Raw genomic sequence first — 15,943 nt, 5'->3', positions numbered from 1 at the left:
TCGGATGTCGACCCGGGGCTTGGTATTGCCCGTGCCACTACGTACGAGTAGTTAACCAAGCGGGCGGATTGGGCGGGGTGAGAGTGGGAAGGGCTCCCCGGGTACACGTCGTACACGCACGGCGCACCCGCCCACAAACCCTCTCCCCGCCACCCGAGTGAACGCGGACAGGAGCGGCCATGCCCGCAGCGCAGCCGTCCACCGAGCGGCTAGAAACAGAGCGAACAGAGCGTGCACTACCAGCCGTGATACTGGCTGGCCTGTTGTCACCGAGTCCCGCGAACTGCCCCCAGGTGAGCCCATCATGATCGGTCGCATTCCCGTGCTGGACGTCCGCCCCGCCGTCGACTGCGGCGCCAGACCCGCAAAGGCGGTCGTGGACGAGGTCTTCGAGATCTCCGCCACCGTGTTCCGCGAGGGGCACGACGCCGTTGCCGCGCACCTCGTCCTTCGCGATCCGAGCGGGCGGCTGCGGCCCCCCGTGCCGCTGCGCGAACTCGCCCCCGGCACCGACCGGTGGGGGGCCAGGGTGTCCGCCGAGGTCGAGGGGAGGTGGACGTACACCGTCGAGGCGTGGAGCGACCCGGTGGCCACCTGGCGGGCCCACGCCGCGATCAAGATCCCCGCCGGGATGGACACCGGGCTCATGCTGCTGGAGGGCGCGGAGCTCTACGAGCGGGCCGGCACCCGGATTCCCAAGCGCGACGGCCGCCAGGCCGTGCTGAGCGCCGCCGACATCATGCGGGACGAGGACCGGCCGGCCGCCGAACGGTACGCGGCCGCCCTGGACCCCGCCGTGGACGCCGCGCTCGCCAGGCGCCCCTACCGGGAGCTGGTCACCGCCTCCAAGCCGCTTCCCCTGCTCGTCGAGCGCAAGCGGGCCCTCTTCGGCTCCTGGTACGAGATGTTCCCGCGCTCCGAGGGAGCGGTGCTGGAGCCCGGCGAGGCCCCCGTCAGCGGCACCTTCCGGACCGCCGCGGAGCGACTGCCCGCGATCGCCGCGATGGGCTTCGACGTGGTCTACCTGCCGCCCATCCACCCGATCGGGAGCACGTACCGGAAGGGCCCGAACAACACGCTGTCGGCCGGGAGTTGGGACCCGGGCGTGCCGTGGGCCATCGGCTCCACTGAGGGCGGGCACGACGCCGTCCACCCCGAGCTGGGCACCATCGAGGACTTCGACGCCTTCGTCGCGCGCGCCCGCGAGCTGCGCATGGAGATCGCGCTGGACTTCGCCCTGCAGTGCTCCCCCGACCACCCCTGGGTGGAGAAGCACCCGGAATGGTTCCGTCACCGCGCCGACGGAACGATCGCGTACGCCGAGAACCCGCCGAAGAAGTACCAGGACATCTACCCGGTCCACTTCGACACCGACATGGCCGGCATCGTCAAGGAGACGTGCCGGATCCTGCGGTACTGGATGGACCACGGCGTCCGCATCTTCCGGGTGGACAACCCGCACACCAAGCCGGTGGTCTTCTGGCAGAAGGTGATCGCGGACATCAACAAGTCCGACCCCGACGTGATCTTCCTGGCCGAGGCCTTCACCCGTCCCGCGATGATGCGCGCGCTGGCCTCCGTCGGCTTCCAGCAGTCGTACACGTACTTCACCTGGCGCAACACCAAGGCCGAGCTGACCGAATACCTGACCGAGCTCTCCTCGACCCACTCCGCCTCGGTCATGCGGCCGAACTTCTTCGTCAACACGCCGGACATCCTGCACGAGTACCTGCAGAAGGGCGGCCGTCCCGCTTTCGAGGTACGGGCGGTCCTCGCCGCCACCCTCTCCCCCTCCTGGGGGGTCTACGCCGGTTACGAGCTCTGCGAGAACAGCCCGGTGCGCGAGGGCAGCGAGGAGTACCTGAACTCCGAGAAGTACGAGTTCCGGCCGCGCGACTGGGCCGCCGCCGACCGCGAGGGCCGCAGTATCACCCCGCTGATCACCGCCCTGAACCGGCTGCGCCGGCGCAATCCGGCACTTCAGCAGCTGCGCGACATCCACTTCCACACGACCGACAACGAACAGGTGATCGCCTATTCGAAGCACGCCGGAGCCAATTCCGTACTGGTGGTCGTCAACCTCGATCCGCACCACACCCAGGAGGCGACGGTGTCGTTGGACATGCCGGTACTCGGCCTCGACTGGCACGGGTCCCTCGCGGTGCGCGACGAGCTCACCGGCGAGACCTATCACTGGGGCAGGGCGAACTACGTGCGCCTAGAGCCGGGCCGCACGCCCGCGCACGTACTGGCCGCTCTGCGACCGTCCCCGCCCACCGGAGGGTCACCCACCACATGATGATCAACGATCCCGTCCACGACACGTTCGAGGACACCCCCGCGAAGGACCGCGATCCCGACTGGTTCAAGCGGGCCGTCTTCTACGAGGTCCTCGTCCGCTCCTTCCACGACAGCAACGGCGACGGCGTCGGGGACCTCAAGGGGCTCACCGCCAAGCTGGACTACCTCCAGTGGCTCGGCGTCGACTGCCTCTGGCTGCCGCCGTTCTTCGCCTCACCCCTGCGCGACGGGGGCTACGACGTCTCCGACTACACCTCCGTGCTCCCCGAGTTCGGCGACCTCGCCGACTTCGTGGAGTTCGTGGACGCAGCCCACACCCGCGGCATGCGCGTGATCATCGACTTCGTCATGAACCACACCAGCGACCAGCACGAGTGGTTCCAGCAGTCGCGCAAGGACCCGGACGGCCCGTACGGCGACTACTACATGTGGGCCGACAACGACAAGCAGTACCAGGACGCCCGCATCATCTTCGTCGACACCGAGACCTCGAACTGGACCTACGACCCGGTACGCAAGCAGTACTACTGGCACCGCTTCTTCTCGCACCAGCCGGACCTCAACTACGAGAACAAGGCCGTGCAGGAGGAGATCATCTCCGCCCTGCGCTTCTGGCTGGACCTCGGCATCGACGGGTTCCGGCTCGACGCCGTCCCGTACCTGTACGCCGAGGAGGGGACCAACTGCGAGAACCTGCCGCGCACGCACGAGCTCCTCAAGCGGGTCCGGGCGGAGATCGACGCGCACTACCCGGACACCGTGCTGCTCGCCGAGGCCAACCAGTGGCCCGAGGACGTCGTGGACTACTTCGGGGACTTCGCGAAGGGCGGGGACGAGTGCCACATGGCCTTCCACTTCCCCGTCATGCCCCGCATCTTCATGGCCGTACGAAGAGAATCCCGCTACCCCGTCTCCGAAATCCTGGCCAAGACACCGGCGATCCCGGACCGCTGCCAGTGGGGCATCTTCCTGCGCAACCACGACGAGCTCACCCTCGAAATGGTCACGGACGAAGAACGCGACTACATGTACGCCGAATACGCCAAGGACCCGCGGATGCGGGCCAACATCGGCATCCGGCGCCGGCTCGCCCCGCTCCTGGACAACGACCGCAACCAGATGGAGCTGTTCACCGCCCTGCTGCTGTCGCTGCCGGGCTCGCCGGTGCTCTACTACGGCGACGAGATCGGCATGGGCGACAACATCTGGCTGGGCGACCGCGACGGCGTCCGCACCCCCATGCAGTGGACTCCGGACCGCAACGCCGGTTTCTCCTCGTGCGATCCGGGCAGGCTGAACCTGCCGGTCATCATGGACCCGGTCTACGGGTACCAGGTCACCAATGTCGAGGCGGCCATGGCGTCGCCCTCCTCACTGCTGCACTGGACCCGGCGGCTGATCGAGATCCGCAAGGCCAACCCCGCCTTCGGACTCGGCTCGTACACCGAACTGCCGTCGTCCAACCCGGCGGTACTCGCGTTCCTGCGCGAGTTCGGGGACGACCTGGTGCTGTGCGTGCACAACTTCTCGCGCTTCGCGCAGCCCACCGAGCTGGATCTGCGGTCGTTCAACGGGCGGGTCCCGCTGGAGCTCACGGGTGACGTGCGCTTCCCGCCGATCGGCGAGTGGCCGTACCTGCTGACCCTGGCGGGACACGGCTTCTACTGGTTCCGGCTGCGGACCGAAGTGCGGACCCAAGCGCGGTCCGCTCAGCGCTCCGAGTAGCGGCCGGGTACGGGGCGGGCCGCTCGAATGGGTCAACCGCCCGCCCCTGTACGGATCATCCTGACCCGACACTCGCACATGCCGGATAAGCAACTGCCGCGCATCCGGGACACTCTGCGCATTCTGTGACGGCCCGGGGAAAGGACGCGACGCCATGTCGGAGGCTGCATCCGCCCGGAGCCGGCTGACGGCCGACCGGGCCGCCGGGATCGCCCCGCTGGAACCGATGCTCAGGGACTGGCTGCCCGCACAGCGCTGGTTCGCGGGCAAGGGCCGCACCATCAGCAGGCTCAGGACCGTCTCGGCGGCCGAGCTGCTGCCGCCGGGCTCCACCCCCGGACTGCTGCACCTGCTCCTCGACGTCGACGGGGACTGCTACCAACTGCTGCTGGGCATCCGCCCGGCCCTGCCGCCCGCGCTCGCGCCCACCCTGATCGGCCACGCCGAGCACGGCCCGTACGCCGGCCGGGTGGTCTACGAGGCGCTGGGCGACCCCCGGCTCGCGGCCATGCTGCTGGAGCGGCTGCGCTCCCCCGGCGCGCTCGGCCCGCTGCGCTTCGACCGGGATCCGGCCACGCCGATCCCGGCGGGGCTCGCGCCCCGGCCGCTGTCCGGGGAGCAGACCAACTCGTCGCTGATCTACGGAGATTCGTTCATCCTCAAGGTGTTCCGCCGGGTCGGCCCGGGGGTCAATCCGGACCTGGAGCTACCGCGCGCGCTGGCCGCCGCCGGCTGCGCCCGCGTCCCGGCGCCCGTCGCCTGGTACGAGGCCGAGCCGCCCGGGAGCGAACCGCTGACCCTGGGCGTGCTCCAGCCGTACCTGCGCGGCTCCGACGACGGCTGGCAGCTCGCGCTGCGCCGGCTCGACGCCGGGGCCGACTTCACCGCCGAGGCGCACGCGCTCGGCCGGGCCACCGCCGAGGTGCACAGCGCGCTCGCCGCCGCCCTGCCCACCGTCGCGCTCGGCCCGGAGCAGACGGCCCGGCTGGCCGCCGGGATGACCGCACGGCTGGCCGCCACCGCCCGGGAGGTGGCCGCGCTGCGGCCCTACGAGGCGGGGCTGCGGGGGGCCTTCGACGCGCTGGCCGCGTCCCGGGGGGCGGGGGTGCCCGCCCAGCGGATCCACGGCGACCTCCATCTGGGTCAGACCCTGCGCACCCTGGACGGCAGCTGGGCGTTGATCGACTTCGAGGGCGAACCGGCCCGGCCGCTGGCCGACCGGCGCCGTCCCGAACCGGCGGTCCGCGACATCGCCGGGATACTGCGCTCCTTCGACTACGCCGCCCGCTCGCACCGGCCGTTCGCCCCCGCCTGGGCGGACGACTGCCGGACCGCCTTCTGCGAGGGCTACGCCCGTACCACCGGCCGGGACCCCCGCGAGGACCCCGTACTCCTGCGCGCGTACGAGACCGACAAGGCGGTGTACGAGGCCCGCTACGAGTCCCGGCACCGCCCCGACTGGCTGCACGTCCCGATGGCCGCGATCCGACGGCTCTCGGAACCCTCGCGACCCGCCCACCGCGTGCCGCCAACCCCGCCCGCATCCGGCTCCATCTCCCCGCATCCGCATCCGCATCCGCACCCCCATCCGCATCCGAAGCCCCCGAGGAGGCCGCTCGCGTGAGCGCCGCACGACAGCCGTCACCGACCGTCCGCGACGAAACCGCACCCGCCCCCGCGGCGGCGGCGAAGAAGCCCCGCGCGCCCCGGGCCCGCCGCGCCGCCCCTCCGCACGGGGTCCGGCAGGCGCCCGTGCTCGGCGGGGAGGAACGGGCCCGCCTGCTGGAGGGCCGCCACCACGATCCGCACGCGGTGCTGGGTGCCCATGCCCAGCGGGGCGGGGTGGTCTTCCGCGTGCTGCGCCCCTACGCCAAGGCTGTCGCCATCCTCGCCAAGGGACTGCGGGCCGAGCTCTTCGACGAGGGCGACGGGCTGTTCTCCGGGCTGCTGCCGCTGACCGGGGTGCCGGAGTACCGGCTGCTGGTGACGTACGACGGCGACGATCTGGAGATCCACGACCCGTACCGCTTCCTGCCCGCCCTCGGCGAGCTGGACCTGCACCTGATCGGCGAGGGACGCCACGAGCAGTTGTGGAAGGCGCTCGGCGCCCAGCCCATGGAGCACCAGGGCGTGGCCGGGACCCGGTTCACGGTGTGGGCGCCGAACGCCCAGGGGGTGCGGATCGCCGGGGACTTCTCGTACTGGGACTCCGGCGCCTACCCGATGCGCTCGCTCGGCGCGACGGGCGTGTGGGAGCTCTTCCTGCCCGGCGTGGGCGCCGGGGCGCTCTACAAGTACGACATCACGCGCCCGGACGGCAGTCACACCCTGCGCGCCGACCCGATGGCCCGGTCCGCGGAGGTCCCCCCGGCGACCGCCTCGGTGGTCACCGCCTCCGGGTACGAGTGGCAGGACGCGGCGTGGATGGCGGAGCGCGGCGCCCGGCCGGCGCACGAGGCCCCCTTCTCGGTGTACGAACTGCACCTGGGGTCCTGGCGGCCCGGGCTCTCCTACCGGCAGATCGCCGAGCAGCTCCCCTCGTACGTCAAGGAGCTGGGCTTCACGCACGTGGAGATGATGCCGATCGCCGAGCATCCCTTCGGCGGCTCGTGGGGCTACCAGGTCACGGGCTTCTACGCGCCGACCTCGCGGATGGGTACGCCGGACGACTTCCGCTTCCTCGTGGACGCGCTGCACCAGGCCGGGATCGGGGTGATCGTCGACTGGGTGCCCGCGCACTTCCCGCGCGACGACTGGGCGCTCGCGGAGTTCGACGGGCGGCCGCTGTACGAGCACCACGACCCGCGGCGAGCGGCGCACCCGGACTGGGGGACGCTCGAGTTCGACTACGGCCGCAAGGAGGTCCGCAACTTCCTCGTCGCCAACGCCGTGTACTGGTGCGAGGAGTTCCACATCGACGGGCTGCGCGTGGACGCGGTGGCCTCGATGCTCTACCTCGACTACTCGCGCGAGGAGGGCCAGTGGTCGCCCAACGAGCACGGCGGGCGCGAGAACTGGGACGCGGTGGGCATGCTCCAGGAGATGAACGCCACCGTGTACCGGCGCTGCCCGGGCGTGGTGACGATCGCCGAGGAGTCCACGGCGTGGAACGGGGTCACCCGGCCGACGGACAGCGGCGGGCTCGGCTTCGGCATGAAGTGGAACATGGGCTGGATGCACGACACCTTGCGGTACATGTCGAAGGACGCGGTCCACCGCAAGTACCACCACCACGACATGACCTTCGGGATGATCTACGCCTTCAGCGAGAACTACGTCCTGCCGATCTCGCACGACGAGGTGGTGCACGGCAAGGGCTCGCTGGTGTCGAAGATGCCCGGGGACTGGTGGCAGCAGCGGGCCTCGCACCGGGCGTACCTCGGCTTCATGTGGGCGCACCCCGGCAAGCAGCTCCTCTACATGGGGCAGGAGTTCGCCCAGGGCTCCGAGTGGCGGGAGGCGCACGGGCCGGACTGGTGGCTGCTGGACTCCTCGTACTCGGCGGCCGGCGACCACCGGGGCGTACGGGACCTGGTGCGCGACCTGAACCGCGGGTACCGGCAGACGCCGGCGCTGTGGGAGCGGGACACCGTGCCGGAGGGCTTCGCGTGGGTGGAGGCGGACGCGGCGGAGGACAACGTCTTCGCCTTCCTGCGGTACGCGCAGGACGGCTCGCCGCTCCTGTGCGTGTCGAACTTCTCGCCCGTGGTCCGGCACGCCTACCGGATCGGCGTGCCGGAGGAGGTGCCGCTGTGGCGGGAGGTGCTCAACACCGACCTGGAGGTCTACGGCGGCAGCGGCGTCCACCACACGCAGCCGCTGCGGCCCGAGCCGGTGCCGGCGCAGGGCCGCCCGGTGAGCCTGCGCATGACCCTCCCGCCGCTGGCGACGGTCTGGTTCAGGCCCTTGAGGGCGCTCTAGCCCACGGGCGCGAGCTGCTCCTCCAGCTCCTGGAGCAGCTTGCGCTTGGCGCGGGCCCCGACCATCTGCTGGACGGGCTCGCCGTCGCGGAAGACGAGCATGGTCGGCATGGACAGCACCCCGTACCGCGTGACGGTGCCGGGGTTGCTGTCCGCGTCGATCTGCACGACCTTGAGCCGGCCGGCCTCCTCGGCGGCGATCGCGGACAGCACGGGCGCGAGCTGGCGGCAGGGGCCGCACCAGTCGGCCGTGAACTCCACGAGGACGGGACGGTCCCGCTCCGCCAGCACCTCGGCCTCGAAGTCCGCGTCGGTCACTTCCGCGACTCCCTGGGCGTGGATCATGTCGTGTTCCCCTCTCGGTCGGTCATCCGGTCATTTCGCAGTGCGGCGTCGCGGCTTCCCCGGCGGCCTCCTCGGCGGCGGCGAGCTGCCGTGCGACCTGCTCCCGTACGTCGGCCAGCTGGCCGATCAGGCCGTCCAGCTCGGCGAGCTTGCGCCGGTAGACGGCGAGGGAGGCCGGGCAGGAGTCCCCGGCGGGGTGGCCGGCCCGCAGGCAGTCCACGAAGGGCCGGGTCTCCTCCAGCTCGAAGCCGAAGTCCTGGAGCATGCGGATCTGGCGCAGCAGCCGCAGGTCTTCCTCGTCGTAGGTCCGGTAGCCGTTGCTCGTCCGCCGTGCGGGCAGCAGCCCGCGGGACTCGTAGTACCTCAGCGTCCGGGTGCTGGTCCCGGCCCGCTCCGCCAGTTCGCCGATGCGCATGGGGCGACCGTAATCCTTGACGCCGAGGTCAAGGCAAGGGACAGGGGGTGGAGGTGGGGGCCCTCGCCACCCCCGTATGCGAGGGCCCCACAAGGGGTCACGTACGGGAGAGGAGTCCGGTTCAAGTTGTGTGAAGGCTGTGACGGGCCTTGCGCCGCCGGGCGCTGGCTGGAACCGTACCCATGTAAAGGATCTTCGAGCGCACCGATTACCGGACAGTCGCAGGGAAAACGGCCCAAAGCCCTTCACTTCATAGGACGTTCCTCCGAGATATTGGCTTGTTTGTTTGGTCCGTAGGCGCCGCAGCCCGGCCACTCCTACGGTGTGCGGTGTGCACTCCAGCCCACCTTTCAATGCCCCCGCCGCGCGTCGCCTGCGCGCGGCCCTGGGTATGGCTCCCGGACACGTCGCCTACGGCCTGCGTGCCCAGTACGGACTCGTCGTCGCGCCCGAGACCGTACTGGCCTGGGAACGTGGGGAGATATCCCCCTCCTCCGCCGAGCTCACGGCGCTCGCCGGCGTCCTGTGGTGTGCGCCCGGCGAGCTGCTCGCCGAGCCGGTCACCCTGCGGGAGCACCGGATCTCCCGGGGGCTGGCCGCGGACGACCTGGCCCGGCGGGTCGGCCTGGAGACGAACGCGTACCAGAAGATGGAGGACACCGGACGCTGGAAGGGCAACGAGCGGCAGTCCGCCGCCCTCGCCACGGTGCTGGGTCTGACGCTGGCCCAGTTCGTGACGGCGACCGGCAAGCACGAGGAGCTGGCCGACCTGCTGCGCAGTGCGGTGACCACGCGCTGGCAGGCGTACGTGAAACCGCTGGGCAAGCTGCTGCCGATCCCCAAGCACCACCTGGAGCGGATGCTGGAGCAGCTGCACGGGGACTACCAGTCGCGGATGGTGGCGACGCTCAGCTGGGGCGGTCAGGGCGAGGCCGCCAGCGGGGACGCGGGCCGGGAGTTCCTCCTCGACATCGTGGACCGCTTCTGGCAGCTGGCGGGCGGTACGGCGTAGGCCGGAGGTCACTGCACGGCAGCTCCTAGAAGACCGACTCGGCCTCGTACATGCGCTCCTCGGGGACGGTCTTCAGCTCCGTGATCGCGTCGGCGAGGGGGGCCATCACGATGTCGGTGCCGCGCAGGGCGGTCATGTTGCCGAAGTCGCCGCGGTGGACGGCCTCGACGGCGTGCCAGCCGAAGCGGGTCGCGAGGACGCGGTCGTAGGCGGTGGGCGTGCCGCCGCGCTGGACGTGACCGAGGATGACGGGGCGGGCCTCCTTGCCGAGGCGCCGCTCCAGTTCGACCGCGAGGCGGTTGCCGATGCCGGCGAAGCGCTCGTGACCGTACTGGTCGATCGCGCCCTTCTCGTACGGCATGGAGCCCTCGGCCGGGTGCGCGCCCTCGGCGACGCAGACGACGGCGAACTTCTTGCCGCGGGAGAAGCGTTCCTCCACCATCTTCACCAGGGCGTCCACCTCGAAGGGGCGTTCCGGCAGGCAGATCCCGTGGGCGCCGCCGGCCATGCCGGACTCCAGGGCGATCCAGCCCGCGTGGCGGCCCATGACCTCGACGACCATCACGCGCTGGTGCGATTCGGCGGTGGTCTTGAGGCGGTCGATGGCCTCGGTGGCGACCATGACGGCGGTGTCGAAGCCGAAGGTGCGGTCGGTGGAGGAGATGTCGTTGTCGATGGTCTTGGGGACGCCGACGACCGGCATCCCGGCGTCCGACAGCATCCGGGCGGCGGTCAGGGTGCCTTCGCCGCCGATCGGGATGAGGGCGTCGATCCCGTAGCGCGTCGCCAGCTCCTGCGCGTTCTCGGCGGCTTCGTGGAGGCGGGCGCGCTCCATGCGCGCCGAACCGAGGATCGTGCCGCCGCGGGCGAGGATGCCACTGACGGCATTGATGTCGAGGGGGCGGAAGTTGCCGTCGAGGAGGCCCTTGAAACCGTCCTCGAAACCGATGACCTCGTCCCCGTGTCCGACCAGGGCCCGGTGTACGACCGAACGGATGACGGCGTTCAGGCCCGGACAGTCGCCGCCTGCGGTGAGAACTCCGATACGCATCGTCCTGTGTCTCCTGCCGTACCTGTGAAGGGCGTCATGATGAAGCCACTCCGATTCTTCCACGGGCCGGGGGTGCCCCGCGTCTTCTGCTCCTCCGCCCGCCAGGCCCTTCGACCCTCCCGGCCAGGCATTTCTCCGGCGGGCGCCCTATCCACTGACAGAGGTATTGTCAAGAGGTCAAGCCGCACTAAAACGACATTCACAGCATGGGACGGAGAGCACGCGTGACGCGCAGCGTGTACGTGACCGGTATCGAGCGGGGGGACGGCCGCCAGGTCGTCGAGCTGGGGATCATGGAGCTCCTGACCCGGCAGACGGGCCGGGTCGGCGTCTACCGTCCGTTGCTCCACGACGCACCCGACCGCCTCTTCGACCTCCTCAAGGCCCGCTACCGGATCGACCAGGACGCCGCGACGGCCTACGGGATGGAGTACCAGGAGGCCTCGGCGATCCTGGCCGAGAAGGGCACCGACGAACTGGTCTCCCGGCTGGTCGACCGCTATCACCGGGTGGCCCGCGACTACGAGGTCATGCTGGTCCTCGGCACCGACTACGCGGACACGAACCTCCCCGACGAGCTGGCGCTCAACGCCCGCCTCGCCAACGAGCTGGGCGCGGTCGTCGTCCCCGTGGTGGGCGGCACCAAGCACCCCGCCGAGGCCGTGCGCGCGGAGACCAGCAACGCCTTCCGCGCCTACGAGGGCCTGGGCTGCCACGTCGTCGCGATGGTCGTCAACCGGGTGGCCGCGCAGGACCGCGACCTCATAGCCGAGCGGCTCGCCGCCCGGCTCCCCGTACCCTGCTACGTCCTGCCGGACGACAAGTCGCTGTCCGCCCCGACCGTCGCCCAGATCACCCGGGCGCTCGGCGGCGAGGTGCTCCTCGGCGACGAGGCAGGGCTGGCCCGCGACGCCCTGGACTTCGTCTTCGGCGGCGCCATGCTGCCGAACTTCCTGAACGCCCTGACGCCGGGCTGCCTGGTCGTCACCCCCGGCGACCGCTCCGACCTGGTCGTCGGCGCGCTGGCCGCGCACAGCTCGGGCACCCCGCCGATCGCCGGTGTGCTGCTCACCCTGAACGAGCGCCCGGGCAAGGACATCCTGACGCTGGCCTCGAAGCTGGCGCCGGGCACGCCGGTGGTGTCGGTGACCGGCAACAGCTTCCCGACCGCCGCCGAACTCTTCTCGCTGCAGAGCCGGTTGAACTCCGCGACCCCGCGCAAGCTGGAGACCGCGCTCGGCCTCTTCGAGCGGCACGTGGACACCGGCGAGCTGCGCGACCTGCTGTCGGTGGCCCGCTCGGAGCGCGTCACCCCGATGATGTTCGAGCACGAGCTGCTGGAGCGGGCCCGCTCCGAGCGCCGCCGCGTCGTCCTGCCCGAGGGCACCGAGGAGCGCGTGCTGCGCGCCGCGGACGTGGTGCTGCGCCGGGGGGTCTGCGACCTGACCCTGCTGGGCGAGGAGCAGGCGATCCTGAAGAAGGCCGGCGACCTCGGCATCGACATCTCGGGCGCGCAGCTCATCGACCCGGCGACCTCCGCCCTGCGGGAAGGTTTCGCCGAGTACTACGCCGAGGTCCGCGCCCACAAGGGCATGACCGTCGAGCTGGCCAACGACGTGGTCACCGACGTCAATTACTTCGGCACCCTGATGGTCCAGCGGGGCCTGGCCGACGGCATGGTCTCCGGCTCGGTGCACTCCACCGCCGCGACCATCCGGCCCGCCTTCGAGATCATCAAGACCCGGCCGGAGGCGGCCGTCGTCTCCTCCGTCTTCTTCATGTGCCTGGCCGACCAGGTCCTGGTCTACGGGGACTGCGCGGTCAATCCGGACCCGGGCGCCGAGCAGCTCGCCGACATCGCCGTCCAGTCGGCGGCCACCGCCGCGGCCTTCGGTGTGGAGCCGCGGATCGCGATGCTCTCGTACTCGACCGGCACCTCCGGTTCGGGCGCGGACGTGGACAAGGTCCGCAAGGCCACCGAGATCGTCCGCGAGCGGCGCCCCGACCTGGCCGTCGAAGGGCCGATCCAGTACGACGCGGCCGTGGAGCCCTCGGTCGCCGCGACGAAGCTGCCCGGGTCCGAGGTGGCCGGCCGCGCGACGGTGCTGATCTTCCCGGACCTCAACACCGGCAACAACACGTACAAGGCGGTGCAGCGTTCGGCCGGCGCGGTCGCGGTCGGCCCGGTGCTCCAGGGTCTGCGCAAGCCGGTCAACGACCTCTCGCGCGGCGCGCTCGTCCAGGACATCGTGACCACCGTGGCCATCACCGCGATCCAGGCGCAGGGCGCGACGCCGGCGCCCACCGCCACCGTCTGATCCCGCCCCTCCCTCTCCCCCTCTCTCCACGACCACACGACCACACCACCACACGACCAGGAAAGACCCCTCATCGTGACCGCATCGCGCGTACTCGTCCTCAACTCCGGCTCCTCGTCGGTCAAGTACCAGCTCCTCGACATGGCGGACCGGTCCCGTCTCGCCGTCGGCCTGGTGGAGCGCATCGGCGAGGAGACCTCCCGGCTGGTGCACGAGCCGCTCGCCGGTCCCGGCGCCGCCGGGGGCAAGCGCGAGCAGGTCGGCCCGATCGCGGACCACGAGGCCGCGCTGAAGGCCGTGGCCGCGGAGCTCGCCGCGGACGGGATGGGCCTGGACTCGCCCGAACTGGCCGCGGTGGGCCACCGGGTGGTGCACGGCGGGACGCGGTTCACCCGGCCGACCGTGATCGACGACGAGGTGCTGGCCGAGATCCGGAAGCTGATCCCGCTGGCTCCGCTGCACAACCCGGCGAACGTGACGGGCATCGAGGTGGCGCGCTCGCTGCGCGCGGACATCCCGCAGGTCGCCGTCTTCGACACCGCCTTCCACGCGACGATGCCGGAGTACGCGGCGCGGTACGCGATCGACGCCGCGACCGCGCGGGAGTACTCCATCCGGCGGTACGGCTTCCACGGCACCTCCCACGCCTACGTCTCCCGGGCGACGGCCGGGCTGCTCGGCAGGCCGGTGGAGGACGTGAACGTGATCGTGCTGCACCTGGGCAACGGCGCCTCCGCCTCGGCCGTCCGGGGCGGCGTGTGCGTGGAGACGTCCATGGGGCTGACCCCGCTGGAGGGGCTGGTCATGGGTACCCGTTCGGGCGATCTCGACCCCGCGGTCATCTTCCACCTGGCGCGGGTGGGCGGTTTCTCGGTGGATGAGATCGATTCGCTCCTGAACAAGAAGAGCGGTCTGCTGGGCATGTGCGGCGACAACGACATGCGCGAGGTACTGCGGCGGGCGGACGAGGGCGACGAGGCGGCGAGCCTGGCCTTCGCCGCGTACGTCCACCGTCTGAAGAAGTACATCGGGGCCTACTCGGCGGTGCTCGGCCGGGTGGACGCGGTGGTGTTCACGGCGGGGGTCGGCGAGAACGCCCACCAGGTCCGCGAAGCCGCGCTGGACGGCCTGGCGGAACTGGGCCTGGCGTTGGACCTCGAAGCCAACGCGGTGCGCTCCCCGGAGCCGCGGCTGATTTCGGCGGACCATGCCCGGGTGGCCGTGGCGGTGGTCCCGACGGATGAGGAACTGGAGATCGCCACCCAGGCGTACGCGCTGGTTACCCAGTAGTCAGTTGGACTTTCCACCAGACGGAATATTCCGCTACGAAACAAACCGATAGGATCCGCTCCATGCGCCGTTCCAAAATCGTCTGCACGCTGGGCCCCGCCGTCGACTCGTATGAGCAGCTGAAAGCGCTCATCGAGGCAGGCATGAACGTGGCCCGATTCAACTTCAGCCACGGATCCCAGGCAGAACACCAGGAGCGGTACGACCGCGTCCGGCAGGTCTCCGAGGACACCGGGCGCGCCGTCGGCGTCCTCGCCGACCTCCAGGGCCCGAAGATCCGTCTGGAGACTTTCGCCGAAGGTCCCGTCGAGCTGGTGCGCGGTGACGAGTTCACCATCACCACCGAGGACGTCCCGGGCGACAAGTCCATCTGCGGCACCACCTACAAGGGCCTCCCGGGCGACGTCGCCAAGGGCGACCAGATCCTGATCAACGACGGCAACGTCGAGCTCCGGGTGACCGAGGTCGAGGGCGCCCGGGTCAAGACCATCGTCATCGAGGGCGGTGTCATCTCGGACCACAAGGGCATCAACCTGCCGGGCGCCGCCGTGAACGTCCCCGCCCTGTCGGAGAAGGACGTCGACGACCTCCGCTTCGCTCTGCGGATGGGCTGCGACATGGTCGCCCTGTCCTTCGTCCGCGACGCCAACGACGTCAAGGACGTCCACAAGGTGATGGACGAGGAGGGCCGCCGGGTCCCCGTCATCGCCAAGGTCGAGAAGCCGCAGGCCGTCGAGAACATGGCCGCCGTGGTCGACGCCTTCGACGCGGTGATGGTGGCCCGTGGCGACCTCGCCGTCGAGTACCCGCTCGAGAAGGTCCCGATGGTCCAGAAGCGGCTCATCGAGATGTGCCGCCGCAACGCCAAGCCGGTGATCGTCGCGACCCAGATGATGGAGTCGATGATCACCAACTCCCGCCCGACGCGCGCGGAGGCCTCCGACGTCGCCAACGCGATCCTGGACGGTGCGGACGCGGTCATGCTGTCGGCCGAGTCCTCCGTGGGCGCCTACCCGATCGAGACCGTCAAGACGATGTCGAAGATCGTCGCGGCGGCCGAGGAGGAGCTCCTCTCCAAGGGCCTCCAGCCGCTGGTCCCGGGCAAGAAGCCCCGTACCCAGGGCGGCTCCGTGGCCCGCGCGGCCTGCGAGATCGCGGACTTCCTCGACGGCAAGGCGCTCATCGCCTTCACCCAGTCCGGGGACACGGCCCGCCGCCTGTCGCGCTACCGCGCCACGCAGCAGATCCTGGCCTTCACCACGGACGTCAACACCCGCAACCAGCTCACGCTGAGCTGGGGCGTCGATTCCTACGTCGTCCCGCACGTGGACAACACCGACGCGATGGTGGACCTGGTGGACGGCGAGCTGCTCAAGCTCAACCGCTACAACCAGGGCGACATCATGGTCATCACGGCCGGCTCGCCCCCCGGCGTCCCGGGCACCACCAACATGGTCCGGGTCCACCACCTGGGTGGCGACGCCCCCCAGGCCTGATCGACACTCTGCCGCACAGAGACCGAGGGCGGCACCCCGCAGTGATGCGGAGTGCCGCCCTCGGTGTTTC

At 70.6% G+C, this 15,943-nt stretch carries 11 protein-coding genes; 8 read left to right on the top strand and 3 right to left on the bottom strand.

What is annotated here, in order from left to right; genetic code table 11:
- Positions 1-304 precede the first annotated feature (304 nt).
- The 4 genes from ACZ4TV_RS10160 to glgB all read left to right on the top strand — a co-directional run bounded on the left by ACZ4TV_RS10160 (position 305) and on the right by glgB (position 7,947).
- Complete coding sequence (locus tag ACZ4TV_RS10160; RefSeq protein ID WP_468132690.1) at positions 305-2,299, top strand: alpha-1,4-glucan--maltose-1-phosphate maltosyltransferase; 1,995 nt, start codon at positions 305-307, stop codon at positions 2,297-2,299.
- Positions 2,296-4,026, top strand: coding sequence for a maltose alpha-D-glucosyltransferase (treS, locus tag ACZ4TV_RS10155; RefSeq protein ID WP_468132688.1), 1,731 nt, complete (start codon positions 2,296-2,298; stop codon positions 4,024-4,026). Before ACZ4TV_RS10160 ends, treS begins: the two co-directional genes overlap by 4 nt.
- Before the next feature lie 154 nt (positions 4,027-4,180).
- Positions 4,181-5,650 (top strand): maltokinase N-terminal cap-like domain-containing protein, encoded by a 1,470-nt coding sequence (locus ACZ4TV_RS10150; RefSeq protein WP_468132686.1) that lies wholly within the window; start codon positions 4,181-4,183, stop codon positions 5,648-5,650.
- Positions 5,647-7,947 carry a 1,4-alpha-glucan branching enzyme gene (gene glgB / locus ACZ4TV_RS10145; protein WP_468132684.1) on the top strand — a complete coding sequence of 767 codons (2,301 nt, stop codon included), beginning with the start codon at positions 5,647-5,649 and terminating at the stop codon, positions 7,945-7,947. Before ACZ4TV_RS10150 ends, glgB begins: the two co-directional genes overlap by 4 nt.
- Here glgB and trxA read toward each other — a convergent pair.
- Both trxA and ACZ4TV_RS10135 read right to left on the bottom strand, forming a co-directional pair.
- Positions 7,944-8,291, bottom strand: coding sequence for a thioredoxin (gene trxA, locus ACZ4TV_RS10140; protein WP_468132682.1), 348 nt, complete (start codon positions 8,289-8,291; stop codon positions 7,944-7,946). The two genes, glgB and trxA, sit on opposite strands and share 4 nt — an antisense overlap.
- A 22-nt stretch (positions 8,292-8,313) precedes the next feature.
- Complete coding sequence (locus ACZ4TV_RS10135) at positions 8,314-8,706, bottom strand: MerR family transcriptional regulator (RefSeq protein ID WP_468132680.1); 393 nt, start codon at positions 8,704-8,706, stop codon at positions 8,314-8,316.
- Between the two features lie 391 nt (positions 8,707-9,097).
- Here ACZ4TV_RS10135 and ACZ4TV_RS10130 point away from each other — a divergent pair, with 391 nt between their 5' ends.
- Positions 9,098-9,718, top strand: a complete 621-nt coding sequence (locus ACZ4TV_RS10130) for a helix-turn-helix domain-containing protein (RefSeq protein ID WP_468132678.1) — start codon at positions 9,098-9,100, stop codon at positions 9,716-9,718.
- A 25-nt stretch (positions 9,719-9,743) separates the two neighbouring features.
- Here ACZ4TV_RS10130 and ACZ4TV_RS10125 read toward each other — a convergent pair whose 3' ends face one another.
- A complete protein-coding gene (locus ACZ4TV_RS10125; RefSeq protein ID WP_468132676.1) occupies positions 9,744-10,769 on the bottom strand; it encodes an ATP-dependent 6-phosphofructokinase in 1,026 nt (341 codons plus the stop codon).
- Positions 10,770-10,993: 224 nt separating this feature from the next.
- On the opposite strand from ACZ4TV_RS10125, the gene pta reads away from it, so the two are divergent.
- The 3 genes from pta (at position 10,994) to pyk (ending at position 15,873) form a co-directional block, all read left to right on the top strand.
- A complete protein-coding gene (gene pta, locus ACZ4TV_RS10120) occupies positions 10,994-13,087 on the top strand; it encodes a phosphate acetyltransferase (protein ID WP_468132674.1) in 2,094 nt (697 codons plus the stop codon).
- A 75-nt stretch (positions 13,088-13,162) separates the two neighbouring features.
- On the top strand, positions 13,163-14,377 hold the full coding sequence (locus tag ACZ4TV_RS10115) for an acetate kinase (RefSeq protein WP_468132672.1): 1,215 nt from the start codon (positions 13,163-13,165) through the stop codon (positions 14,375-14,377).
- Positions 14,378-14,439: 62 nt separating this feature from the next.
- Entirely contained in the window at positions 14,440-15,873 is a 1,434-nt protein-coding gene (pyk, locus tag ACZ4TV_RS10110; RefSeq protein WP_468132670.1) for a pyruvate kinase, read from the top strand.
- Positions 15,874-15,943 lie beyond the last annotated feature (70 nt).

The organism is Streptomyces sp. NPDC028910, assembly GCF_055564955.1.
The sequence above is the reverse complement of the archived record's forward strand: the minus strand, read 5'-3'. Positions and strand labels throughout refer to the sequence as shown.